Consider the following 11,663-nt stretch of genomic DNA (forward strand, 5'->3'; position numbering starts at 1 on the left):
GTCAGAGGGATTGCAGGCTCTGGCGCAGCGCGTTCACGAAGAACGACACTTCGCCTTCGCCCCAGGTCAGCGCGGGGCGCAGCTTGAACGCGGCGCGGTGTGGGCCAGACGTGCCCACCAGCACGCCGTTCTCGCGCATCCGCTCCACCAGCAGGCGGGCCTGGGTGGTGGCAGGGCTGCGGGCGGCCGGGTCGGTCACGAATTCCAGCCCGGTCAGCATGCCGCGCCCGCGCACATCGCCGATCAGGGGAAAGCGGCGGCCCAGTTCCACGAGTTCGGCGCGCAGCAGGTCGCCCACGCGATTGGCCCGCGCGAGCAGGTCCTCGCGCTCGATCACGTCGAGCACCGCTTGCCCGGCGGCGCAAGCCACGCTGTTGCCGCCAAACGTGCTGAACACTTCCACCTGGGCATAGAATGCCTGCCACAAGTCCCGCCGGGTCAGCACCACGCCCAGCGGATGGCCATTGCCCACCGGCTTGCCCAGCGTGATCACGTCCACGCTGTCCAGCCCCTGCACGGCAAAGCCCCACCAGTCGCCCAGTCGCCCCAGGCCGGCCTGAACTTCGTCGGCAATGACCAGGGCGCCGTCGGCGCGGGCGGCGCTGGCCAATCCTTCCAGATAGCCCGGTGCCTGGCGGGGCACGCCATTGCTGGTGAGCGCGGCGTCGATCATCAGGAATGCGGGCTCGTGGCCGGCCCTGGCCAGTTGCGCGCGGGCCGTCGCCCAACTTTCGGCGGGATCGGGTGCCACGCCGCGATAGAGATCGGGCGCGGGCAGGCACGCCACCTGGGCTGGCGCCGCCTTGGTCAGCGGCGAAAGATCGACCGTCGCCGCCGTGATCCCGTGATAGGCGCCCTCCATCACCACGGCACCCTGGCGGCCGGTGGCAAAGCGCGCGATCTGGCTGGCGAGGTCGTTGGCCTCGCTGCCCGAATTGACGAAGGCGCACACATCGAACCCTGGCGGCGCGCGGTCCAGCAGCGCCTGGGCATAGGCGCCCGCGCTGTCGGTCAGGTAGCGCGTGTTGGTGTTGAGCGCCGCGGCCTGCCGCGCGATCGCGCGCACGACGTGGGGGTGCGAATGGCCCACCTGCGGCACGTTGTTATAGGCGTCGAGATAGCGCGTGCCATCCGCGCCGATCAGCCAGGCGCCTTCGCCGCGCGTGATGTGCAGCGGCGCGTGATAGAAATGCCAGATACGGCCCATCGCGGCCTCGCGCTGGGCCACCAGCGTTTCGCGCGTCGCCACAGGATCGGGCGCCAGGGCGGGCACCGGAAAGCCACAGGCGCGGCGCAGCGCGCGGGTTGCCTCCGCACGCCCCAGGGCCATCAGCTTGGCCAGCATCGCGCCATGCTTGTGCCCGCCGCCAAGGTGCGCATCGGGCGCTTCGTCGGCCGGGTCACGCCTGGCATTGGCCACCAGCACGGTGTTGGCCAGGCGCAGGCAGCACATGTCGTAGACCAGGTCGATCTCGGCCTCTTCCAGCGGGCACACGGCGTCAAACCCTTGCGTCACCTGCGTCAGGATCGCCAGTGGGTCAGCGTCCGCATCGGGAAAGCAGTCGGCCGCCGTGACCAGGTCGGCCAGCAGGCTGCCATGCAGCATATCGCCAAAATCGATCACGCCCACGATGCGCGTCGGGGCGGCCGGGTCGCACAGCAGATTGCCCATGTGCGCATCCTGATGCACCACCTGGTGGCGGGTGCGCGCAAGGGCCGGGTATATACAGCTGTCCGCCTCGGCCAGGACCTGGCTGCACAACGCGCGCAAGGCGGGATCGGCAATGCGCGGCAGCGCCGGGCGCAGCGCCGTCACGCGCGACAGGTCCCAATCGTGCCGATTGCTGCCCGCGTGGCTGTGAAAATAGCCGCGCAGCGCCAGGGCCAGCCGCGCCACGAAGCCGCCGATGGCCCGGCGCAAGGCAACCGGATCAGGGCAAGACGGCACCACATCCTGCACGATCGCGCCGTCCAGGTAGGTCAGCAGGCGCAGGATATGCGGCGTACCATCGGCCGCGCGGATCGTGGTGCGCCAGGCGCCGTCATGCGTGGGCACCATGCGCGGCACCGCCAGATCGGGATCGACCCGCGCGATGTGATCGAGCGCGCCGATCTGGAAATCCACCGTGCCTTCCTGCTCGGCGCGATGCGACAGCTTGACCACATAGCCTGGCCCGTCGTCGGATGTGAGATGCCAGGTCTGGTCACGCTCTGATTGCACCGGGCGCCAGTGTCCTGCCAGGCCCCACTGCGCCAGCACGCATTCCTGCACCTGATCCAGCGGAAAATCGGGCGGATCGGCAGAAATGGTGGCTGGTTCCATCAGTCTGTCCGCCATGCCTGTAACGCCCCGCCTCGTCTCACCGCCACCACTCTAAATGGCCATATCGCTGCATCGGCTGAGATCGCAAGAGCATTGTGGTTGCAGGCCCTCGCCAGCGGGTTAAAGCTGCGGTCAAAGCCAGCCCTATCGCATCGAGGAAAAACGCCGGACATGGCCAGTCACCACAACGAGGGCACTGCCGCCGCGCTATCCGATGGACAGCGCCTGCGTGCGATCCTGGCCGGATCGGCCGGCAACCTGATCGAATGGTACGATTTCTACATCTACGCCTTCACCGCGCTCTATTTTTCGGCAGAGTTCTTTCCGGAAAGCGATCCGCTGGTCCAGGTCATGGCCACCAGCGGCATCTTTGCCGTGGGCTTTTTGCTGCGCCCGATCGGCGGGTGGTATTTCGGGCGTTTTGCCGATCGCCACGGGCGGCAGCGGGCCATGGTGGTTTCGGTCCTGATGATGGGGCTGGGCGCGCTGCTCATCGCGGTCTTGCCCACGTATGCCCAGGTGGGCGTGGTGGCGCCGGCCTTGCTGTTGCTGGGCCGCATGCTCCAGGGCTTCTCCACCGGCGGGCAATACGGCACCGCCGCCACGTATCTGAGCGAGATTGCCGGGCGCGGGCGGCGCGGGTTCTGGTCCTCGTTCCAGTATGTCACGCTGATCGGCGGGCAGTTGCTGGCGACGCTGGTGATCCTGGCCTTGCAGCACGGCCTGGGAGAGGCGGCGATGAAGGCCTATGGCTGGCGCATCGGCTTCGTGCTGGGGGCGGGCGGCGCGGCGCTGATCCTGTGGCTGTCCCGGCACATGCATGAAACGGGGCAGGCCGCGCAGGGGCAGGCTGGCGCCGGTTCCTTGAAGGAGCTCTTCGCGCACCACACGCGCGCGTTCCTGCTGGTCATGGCGCTCACCGCCGGTGGCAGCCTCTCGTTCTACACCTTCACCACCTATATGCAGAAATACCTGGTCTTGACGGTCGGCATGACCAAGCCTGATGCCACCTTGCTGATGACGGTGGCGCTGGTGGTGTTCATGGTGATCCAGCCGGCGATGGGCGCGCTGTCCGATCGGATCGGGCGGCGCACCAACATCATCCTGTTCGCTGCGCTGGCCATGCTGCTTACCGTGCCGATCCTGACTGCGCTGGCCGCCGCACCGGATGTCTGGGCGGCGGGGCTGCTGGTCACGGCGGGCCTGGTGATCAACAGTTTCTACACCTCGGTCAGCGGGCTGTTCAAGGCAGAGCTGTTTCCGATCCACGTCCGCGCGCTGGGCGTGGGGCTGGCTTACGGCGTGGGCAATGCGCTGTTCGGCGGCACGGCCGAGAACGTGGCCCTGGCATTCAAGAACATGGGCCATGAAAGCGGGTTCTATTGGTATGTCACTGCGCTGGCCGCGGTGGCGCTGGTCGCCGGCCTGATGCTCAAGGACACGCGCCGGGAAGATCCGCTGGGTTAGCGGAAATCGCTCCCAGGCCACCGGCCATGGCGCCCGGCAGTTCGGCCGCCAGCAGAGCAATGAAATCTGCCACCTTGCGTGGCACCAGGCGGCGCCGCGGGTGCATGGCCCAGACGGCTTCCTCGGTGGCGCGGAACGCTTCCAGCACCGGCTCCAACTGGCCTTGCGCCAGGGCGCGCGCGGCATAGAAATCGGGCACCTGGCAGATGCCCAGGCCGGCCACCGCTGCGGCGGTCACCGCCGGCCCGTTGTTGCAGCGCCAGCGCCCTTGCGGCTGATAGGTGGTTTCGGCACGATTGCGGCGGAAATGCCAAAGCTCCGCCGATCCCACCAGGCAATCGTGGCTGTCCAGTTCCTCGATATCCTCCGGCCGTCCGCGCCGCGCCAGATAAGCCGGCGCCGCGCAGGTCACCAGGTTGCGTCCGCCCAGTCGGTGCGCCGCCAGCCGCAGGTCGCTTTGCGGGCCGGTGCGGATCGCCACGTCGAACCCTTCGGCCACGATGTCGACCACGCGGTTGCTGAAATCGAGTGTCACGTCGAGCGAGGGATTGGCCATGGCATGGCGCAAGGCCAACGGGGCGATGAAGTATTCGCCCAGTGCCGTGGGGCAGGTAATGCGCAACGATCCGCGCAGGCCAGGATCGCCACTCGCCACGGCCAGCGCGGCGTCACGCTCGTCGATGATCCGTCGCCCGCGCTCGGCCAGTTCGCGTCCCGCCGCCGTCAGCGAAACCTGGCGCGTCGTGCGGTGCAGCAGGGTGGAGCCAATGCGGTGTTCAAGCTGCGCGATCGCGCGGCTGACATGCGAGGTGGAACGGCGCAGCTTGCGCGCGGCGGCCGCGAATGTGCCGTTTTCGGCAATGGCGACAAGTTCTTCCAGACCGGTCCAGTCCGACATGGCATTATCCCAGGCAGGCAATAAACTTTTGCGCAAATGCGCTCTTTGTGCCTGCCATGCAATGATGTAGGCCACCCTGATCGATAAGGAGGAAACTTCGATGAAGACCCGTGCCGCCGTGGCTTTCGAGGCCAAGAAACCGCTTGAGATCGTGGAACTCGATCTCGAAGGCCCCAAGGCGGGCGAAGTGCTGGTGGAAATCATGGCCACCGGCGTGTGCCACACCGACGCCTACACGCTCGACGGGTTCGACAGCGAAGGAATCTTTCCCTCCGTGCTCGGCCACGAAGGCGCCGGCATCGTGCGCGAAGTGGGGCCGGGCGTCACCAGCGTGAAGCCGGGCGATCACGTCATCCCGCTTTACACCCCCGAATGCCGCCAGTGCAAATCGTGCCTTTCGGGCAAGACCAACTTGTGCACCGCGATCCGCGCCACCCAGGGCAAGGGCCTGATGCCCGATGGCACCACGCGCTTTTCCTACAAGGGCCAGCCGATCTATCACTACATGGGCTGCTCCACGTTCTCCAATTTCACCGTACTGCCCGAAATCGCGGTGGCCAAGATCCGCGAAGACGCTCCGTTTCAGACCAGCTGCTACATCGGCTGCGGCGTGACCACGGGCGTGGGCGCGGTGGTCAACACCGCCAAGGTCCAGGTGGGTGACAATGTCGTGGTCTTCGGCCTGGGCGGCATCGGCCTCAACGTGATCCAGGGCGCGCGGCTCGCTGGCGCGGGCAAGATCATCGGCGTGGACATCAACCCCGATCGCGAGGAATGGGGCCGCCGCTTCGGCATGACCGACTTCCTCAATTCCAAGGGCCTCAGCCGCGAGGAAACCGTGGCCAAGGTCGTGGAAATGACCGACGGCGGCGCCGACTACACCTTCGATGCCACCGGCAACACCGAAGTGATGCGCACCGCGCTCGAAGCCTGCCATCGCGGCTGGGGCACCAGCATCATCATCGGCGTGGCTGAAGCGGGCAAGGAAATTGCCACGCGCCCGTTCCAGTTGGTGACTGGGCGCAACTGGCGCGGCACCGCGTTCGGCGGGGCCAAGGGCCGCACCGACGTGCCCAAGATCGTGGACTGGTACATGCAGGGCAAGATCGAGATCGACCCGATGATCACCCACGTCATGGGCCTGGAAGAGATCAACACCGCGTTCGACCTGATGCACGCCGGCAAGTCGATCCGCAGCGTGATCGTGTTCTGATCGCCCGATCAGGATCGAAACAAGGGGGCCGGTCCGCGCAAGGACACGGCCCCTTTTTTCTGGCGCTCAGGCCGCCAGTGCCTCGGCGCGGATCTGCGCTTCCAGCAGGCGCCGCACCTGCAGCGCGCCATTGTCCACCCGCGCGCTCACTTCGCGTGGCAGGGGGGCGTCGCTGCGCAGGACCGTTTCGATCGCGCTGATCGCGTCCACGTCCTCGGGCTGGATGCGCGTGCCCATGGCAATATTCATCGCCCCCAGCGCCGGGTTGTCGTGCCCGAAATCGCGCGCCGTCGCCACGAAGTAGTGCAGCCGGCCGGGCGCGGCGGGCGTGATCATGTGGATGAAATTCTGCGTGCCCAGCGCCCGCCCGCTGGCATGGTCGCTGATCGTGCCCCCGGTACGGATCAGGCACGGCCCCATGTATTGCGCGTCGAATTCCTGGTCCACCGGCGCGTCCTGATCGGGAAATTGCGCCTTGATCAAGGGATTGGGCGGAATGCCCACGGCCTTGCGCGCCACGGTCAGGCCGCCGCTGCACGCCTCCACCGTCACCGGCAGGGCGGCCACCTTTTCGCCTGCGGGAATCGTGGTGGCATGGATGAAGGTCACGTGGCTGAGGTCGAGCAGGTTCTCGATCAGCAGGGTATAGCGCGCCTCCACAGTGGCGACGGCGTGGATTTCCACCATCCAGCCCGGCGCATCGAGGCCGATTGCCGCCAGATCGGGCAGCAGCGCGGGATCGGCCGCGCTGTCCGCGCCGGTCCAGATCCACACCACGCCACCGCGCTCCACCACGGGATAGCGGCGCAGCGCGGCATGCTGCGGCACCCCGTTCTGGCTCGGCACGCGCTGGCACGCGCCATCCGCGCCAAAGGTGAAACCGTGATAGCCGCATTGCACGCTGTCGCCAACCAAACGGCCCTTTTCCAAGGGAAAGGCACGGTGGGGACAGATGCCCGAAACCGCCACGGCGCTGCCGTCCTCCTTGCGATAGAGCAGCACGCGCTCGCCCAGGATGTCGCGCGCCATCAGGCTGCGGCCCACTTCGGCTGCGGTGGCGGCCGCCCACCATTGCCGGCGGGGATAGGGTTGTTCGGTGGTGAGTGGATAGCTGGCATGGGCCATGGCCCGGTCTCCCGAAGTTGTTCTGCGCCATGTTTGTCGCACGACAAAACATAGTTTGTCAATTGACCAAGATGGCGCCGCCGGGCATGACAGCCGCCATGACCGTTTCCGCCGCCAAACCCGCCAGGACGCGCCGCCCGCAACGCTATGACGGGGCAGACCATCGCCGCGCCGTGCTGGATGCGGCGCTCAGCGTCTTTGCCGATCTGGGTTTCGAGGCGGCCAGCACGCGCGCCATCGCGGCGGCTGCGGGGCTGGAGCAGGGGCACCTGGCCTATTACTTCCCCTCCAAGGCCGCGCTCTGGCAGCAGGTGGTGGAAGCCTTTGCGCGGGAAGGGGAGGAAGTGCTGCGTGGCCTGCTTGCGGGCGACGACCTTGCCGATCCTCAACGGACGGCGCAGGCGGTGCTGCCCGAACTGCTGCGCGTGTTTGCCCGCAATCCGCGCCTCACCCGCTTGATGCTGCAGGAATTTTCGGTCAATTCGCCGCGCCACCAATGGGTGGTGGACACGTTCGGCGCGCCGGTGTGGCGCTTGCTGGAGCCGTTGTTCGGCGCCCTGCGCGACAAGGGGCTGCTGTCGGGGGCGCCGCCCGCCGTTGCCTATTTCAACCTAGTCGGCGCCGCACTCATCACCTTTGGCAACCAGGCGCTGATCCTGCGCCTGGCCGGGTGTGACACGGCCGAACCCGGCACGGTCGATGCCGTTATCACCTATATCCTGGGGCCGGTGCTGGCACCGGCCCCGTCATCACTGCTCAGAACTTGAGCGTGCCGCGCACGCCATAAGTGCGCGGTGGGCGGATCTGGTTGTAGATCACGCCAGGCTTGCCCGGGCTTTGCGAGGAATTGGCAAAGACCAGGGCATTTTCCAGGTTGTTGACGAAGCCGGTGATCGCCAGCGACCCCGGCGCGTTTTCCCAGGTCAGCCGCGCGTTGGACATCATGTAGCTGCCCTGCCGGCCCAGATCGAGATAGTCGATCGAGAGATAGCGCGAGCTTTCGATCCGCGTATCGGCTGCGGCCACGACGCGGCCGGCGCTGCCCAGGTCGAACGTATGGTCATACCCCGCATTGACCACCCAGCGCGGCGCGTTGACCAGCGGCTTGCCCGAGCAATCGACGTTATAGATCCGCGCCGCCGCGCTTGCTCCGATCAGCGCCGTGGGCGTGATCGCGCAGCCCACCACCGGGGCCGGGCCCGTGGTGGAATAGGCCTGGTACTTCAGGTTGTCATAGCTGGCGTGCAGGTATTGCACGTTGAGCGAGAACAAGTCGTTGCGGGTCGGCTGCCACAGCACTTCGGCTTCTGCGCCATAAAGCTTGGCCGCGCCCGCGTTCTCCGTGGCAAAGACCGGCCCATAGATCGCCCCGCCGGGGGTGGAAGCCACCTGCACCGGCGCCAGGTGCGAGATCTGCTGGTCCTTGTAGTCCCAGTAGAACCCTTCGACGTTGACCTGCAAGGTATTGCCGAAGAAACGGTTCTTGGTCCCGATCGTATAGGCCGTCAGCCGTTCCGGGCGCGAATAGTTCTGCCCCAAGGCGGAAAACAGGATGCCCGATTTGAACCCGGTGGAAACCGTTGCATAGAGCAGCGAGTGCGGCCCGGCGTCGAATTCCATCCCCGCCTTCCACGTCAGCTTGCTGAAGCCGACATCGCTGGTGGCGTTGGTCTTGAGATCAAGGATGATCGGGATGAAATTGGGAAACGCCGGCGGCACGAAGCCGACAAACGGATAGGTGTGCGCTTCGGTGATCTGCGTCTTGGTGTCGTGGGTATAGCGCAGGCCGCCGGTCAGCCGCCAGCGCGAGGTCAGCGAATAGGTCGCCTCGCCAAACGCGGCATAGCTGTCGGTGTTGAGGTTGGAATTGATCCGCGTGCCGTTGCTGCCTTGGTCGAAGAACTGCCGCGCCTTGACGCTTTCGGTGAAGTAATAGCCGCCCAGCACCCATTTGAGCTGCGCGTTCTGGTTGCCCAGCCGCGCTTCCAGCGACATCTGGTCGGATTTCTCGGTCACGTCGATGAGGAAGCTGGAGGAGTAGTTGACGAAATCCAGATCGGTGCGGCGCCAGGCCGGGATCACCGTCAGCTTGGCAAAGCCCAGGTCGGCGTTGACCGTCACCATCGCGCCGTAATACTTGTTGTTCTGATAGCCATCGCCGCGCGCCACGATCTGCGGCACCGGTGCGGTGGGCGTGCGCGAAAGATATTCGGCCAGCACGCGCGGATCGCTGGGCCCCAGGCGGTTCTTGCCATCGAGCAGCGGCATGATCGTGCCACCCGAACCCTTGCCGCCGACATCGCCATAATCGACCATCAGGTTGGCGTTGAAGCCATCGCCCGTATCGAACCGCAGTTGCCCGCGCACGGCCGTGGTGTCTTCATCGTCATAACCGTCGCTGAAATAGCCGTCATGCTGCGCGTGCTGGGCCGAAATGCGCAAGGCCGCCTGGCTGCCGAGCGGCAGGTTGATCGCGCCCGATGCCTTGATCGCGTTGTAGTTGCCGTATTCCCCGGTGACGAAGCCCGAGCTTTCGCCCAGTTTGGGCTTGGCCGTGATCACATTGACCGCGCCGCCCGTGGCGTTGCGGCCATAAAGCGTGCCCTGCGGCCCCTTGAGCACTTCCATGCGTTCCAAGTCATAGAACAGCGCGGCCGGTGCTGCCGGGCGCGAGAGATAGACGCCATCGAGGTTGAACGCCACGCCTTGCTCGGCAAAGGCATTGGCCCCGAACGTGCCGATCCCACGCAGATAGATCTGCGTGAACGAGGCGGCCGGCGCCACCTGCAGCGCGGGCACCAGCCGGGTGAGATCGTCGGCGCGCGTCACGCTCTGCTTGGTCAGCACGTCGCCCGCCACGGCGCTGACGGGAATGGCGGCGCGTTGCAGGTTTTCGGTGCGGCGCTGTGCCGTCACCACGATTTCGGCAAGGCCGGCGGGCGGCTGCGCCTGGACGGGCGCTGCCTCGGCGGTGGGGGCCTGTTCCTGGCCGTGGGCGATGGTCGGCATGGCAAGTGCCGTGGCAAGCGCGGCAAGCGATGCAACCGGGGTAAAATTGGAACGCAAGATGCCTCTCCCTTTTATTTGATTATGGATTGCAACATCCCGATCCATCGGCATAATGGAAATGATTTGTTTTTATCGGTTTCAATCTGATTGAATTATGGTTACGAGATGCGATTCAAAGGGCTCGACCTTAACCTGCTCGTCTGCCTCGACGCGCTGCTGGATTTGCGCAACGTGACCAGGGCTGCCGAGCATCTCAGCCTCAGCCAACCCGCCATCAGCGCCGCATTGGCCCGGTTGCGCACGTTCTTTGCCGATCCGCTGCTGGTGCAGAACGGCAAGCGCATGATGCCAACGCCTTTTGCGCTGCGCCTGCAGCCGGCGATCCGCGCCATTCTGGAGGATGTGGACGGGTTGGTGGGCAGCTCGCCCCACTTCGATCCCGGCAGCAGCACGCGCGATTTCCGCATCTGCCTGTCCGATTATCTCGCCAGTGTCCTGCTGGCGCCGTTGCTGCGGCACATGGCGCAGGTGGCGCCGGGCGTGCGGATCGACATGGTGCCCTTGAGCGATGACGCCACGCAGCGGCTCGATCGGGGGGAAATCGATCTGCTGCTCACGCCCGAAAGCTATGTCAGCGACGAACACCCGTCGGAATTGCTGTTCGAGGAAGAACACGTCGTGGTGGGCTGGCATGGCAACCCCGCCATGGCCGGCCCGATCGACGTGCCCACGTTTGCCGCTGCGGGCCATGTGGCGGTGGAAATCGGCCGCTTCAACCGCGTGTCCTTTGCCGAAAGCTATATGCGCGCGCAGGGGATCGAACGCCGGGTGGAAGTGCGCGTGGCTGCGTTCACGATCATCCCCGAACTGCTGGAGGGCACGCATCGCCTGGCGGTGATGCACCGGCGCCTGGCGGAAAAGGCCGCCCGGCATTTCCCGGTGACGGTGGCACCCTTGCCGTTTCCCATCCCGCCGATGCGCGAAATGGTGCAGTTTCACCGGGCCCGCGCCGAAGATGCCGGGCTGCGCTGGATGATCGATGCATTTCACGCCGTGGCCCGCAGCGAAAGGGATGGACCCGGCAAAGCGTTGGTATAAGACCACCCGCAATATCGAAAACGCCCGTTTGGAGAGTGACCCGATGAACAGCGCCGACCTGCATATCCGCCGCGAAGTGGCCGTGAGCATGGCGATCAACACCGTGTTCAGCGGGGCGTTCTTCCTGGCGGTGTTTGGCCTGGGCAGGCCGGTGCCGGTCTGGGGGCTGGGGCACTATGTCTTCGATTTCGGGCCCCAGGCCTTTGCCGTGGCGTTCATGAGCACGCTCGTTCCCAGCGCGCTTTCGCGCAAGGCGCTGCGTGCCGGGCGAGTGGCGTCGCGCCCATCTTCCCTGCGCCTGCCAACGCATCTGTTGCTGCGCGCGCTGGTCCTGGCGGCGCCTGCGGCCGTCGTGGCGCTGGCGGGCGCTGCCGCCGCTTTTGCCGTGCTGGGCGTGGCCGTGCTTGGCTGGGGCGTCGCCCTTGCGATCAAGCTGGCGGTGGGCGCTGGGCTGGCCCTGGTGATCACCAACCTGGCCCTGCGCGCCACGTTGGCCGAACACGTGGCCTGAACGCGCCGCGCCGGTTCGC

The 11,663-nt window shown here is 66.2% G+C and carries 9 protein-coding genes; 5 read left to right on the plus strand and 4 right to left on the minus strand.

All coding sequences use genetic code 11. The annotated features are described in order from the left end of the window. Window position 1 precedes the first annotated feature (1 nt). Window positions 2–2,323: an aminotransferase class III-fold pyridoxal phosphate-dependent enzyme gene (locus FHW94_RS06880; RefSeq protein ID WP_168554929.1), complete on the minus strand. Its 2,322-nt coding sequence runs from the start codon at window positions 2,321–2,323 to the stop codon at window positions 2–4. 171 nt (window positions 2,324–2,494) lie between these two features. Between FHW94_RS06880 and FHW94_RS06885 the strand changes: the two genes are divergently transcribed. Then, complete coding sequence (locus FHW94_RS06885) at window positions 2,495–3,790, plus strand: MFS transporter (protein ID WP_168554930.1); 1,296 nt, start codon at window positions 2,495–2,497, stop codon at window positions 3,788–3,790. On the opposite strand, the gene FHW94_RS06890 is transcribed toward FHW94_RS06885, so the two are convergent. Continuing rightward, window positions 3,756–4,688, minus strand: a complete 933-nt coding sequence (locus tag FHW94_RS06890; protein ID WP_168554931.1) for a LysR family transcriptional regulator — start codon at window positions 4,686–4,688, stop codon at window positions 3,756–3,758. The genes FHW94_RS06885 and FHW94_RS06890 overlap by 35 nt on opposite strands. A 100-nt stretch (window positions 4,689–4,788) precedes the next feature. Here FHW94_RS06890 and FHW94_RS06895 point away from each other — a divergent pair, with 100 nt between their 5' ends. Further along, complete coding sequence (locus FHW94_RS06895) at window positions 4,789–5,901, plus strand: S-(hydroxymethyl)glutathione dehydrogenase/class III alcohol dehydrogenase (RefSeq protein WP_168554932.1); 1,113 nt, start codon at window positions 4,789–4,791, stop codon at window positions 5,899–5,901. Between the two features lie 66 nt (window positions 5,902–5,967). On the opposite strand, the gene FHW94_RS06900 is transcribed toward FHW94_RS06895, so the two are convergent. Beyond that, a complete protein-coding gene (locus tag FHW94_RS06900; protein WP_168554933.1) occupies window positions 5,968–7,026 on the minus strand; it encodes an aromatic ring-hydroxylating dioxygenase subunit alpha in 1,059 nt (352 codons plus the stop codon). Window positions 7,027–7,112: 86 nt separating this feature from the next. On the opposite strand from FHW94_RS06900, the gene FHW94_RS06905 reads away from it, so the two are divergent. Further along, window positions 7,113–7,793, plus strand: a complete 681-nt coding sequence (locus tag FHW94_RS06905; protein WP_168554934.1) for a TetR family transcriptional regulator — start codon at window positions 7,113–7,115, stop codon at window positions 7,791–7,793. On the opposite strand, the gene FHW94_RS06910 is transcribed toward FHW94_RS06905, so the two are convergent. Continuing rightward, window positions 7,783–10,092, minus strand: coding sequence for a TonB-dependent receptor (locus tag FHW94_RS06910; protein WP_246865909.1), 2,310 nt, complete (start codon window positions 10,090–10,092; stop codon window positions 7,783–7,785). The genes FHW94_RS06905 and FHW94_RS06910 overlap by 11 nt on opposite strands. 108 nt (window positions 10,093–10,200) lie before the next feature. Here FHW94_RS06910 and FHW94_RS06915 point away from each other — a divergent pair, with 108 nt between their 5' ends. Further along, entirely contained in the window at window positions 10,201–11,133 is a 933-nt protein-coding gene (locus tag FHW94_RS06915) for a LysR substrate-binding domain-containing protein (protein WP_168554935.1), read from the plus strand. A 43-nt stretch (window positions 11,134–11,176) separates the two neighbouring features. After that, the gene (locus FHW94_RS06920; RefSeq protein WP_168554936.1) at window positions 11,177–11,644 is read left to right on the plus strand and encodes a hypothetical protein; all 468 of its coding nucleotides are present in this window, start codon (window positions 11,177–11,179) and stop codon (window positions 11,642–11,644) included. The last annotated feature ends 19 nt before the right edge of the window (window positions 11,645–11,663 follow it).

The organism is Novosphingobium sp. SG720 (assembly GCF_012275365.1).
In the GTDB taxonomy this organism is placed as follows: Bacteria; Pseudomonadota; Alphaproteobacteria; order Sphingomonadales; family Sphingomonadaceae; genus Novosphingobium; species Novosphingobium rhizosphaerae.

Coding starts and splice junctions, on each gene's coding strand:
- FHW94_RS06885 (WP_168554930.1), top strand. CDS start 2,495: ATGGCCAGTCACCACAACGAGGGCACTGCCGCCGCGCTATCCGATGGA.
- FHW94_RS06920 (WP_168554936.1), top strand. CDS start 11,177: ATGAACAGCGCCGACCTGCATATCCGCCGCGAAGTGGCCGTGAGCATG.
- FHW94_RS06895 (WP_168554932.1), top strand. CDS start 4,789: ATGAAGACCCGTGCCGCCGTGGCTTTCGAGGCCAAGAAACCGCTTGAG.
- FHW94_RS06890 (WP_168554931.1), bottom strand. CDS start 4,688: ATGTCGGACTGGACCGGTCTGGAAGAACTTGTCGCCATTGCCGAAAAC.
- FHW94_RS06880 (WP_168554929.1), bottom strand. CDS start 2,323: ATGGAACCAGCCACCATTTCTGCCGATCCGCCCGATTTTCCGCTGGAT.
- FHW94_RS06900 (WP_168554933.1), bottom strand. CDS start 7,026: ATGGCCCATGCCAGCTATCCACTCACCACCGAACAACCCTATCCCCGC.
- FHW94_RS06915 (WP_168554935.1), top strand. CDS start 10,201: ATGCGATTCAAAGGGCTCGACCTTAACCTGCTCGTCTGCCTCGACGCG.
- FHW94_RS06905 (WP_168554934.1), top strand. CDS start 7,113: ATGACAGCCGCCATGACCGTTTCCGCCGCCAAACCCGCCAGGACGCGC.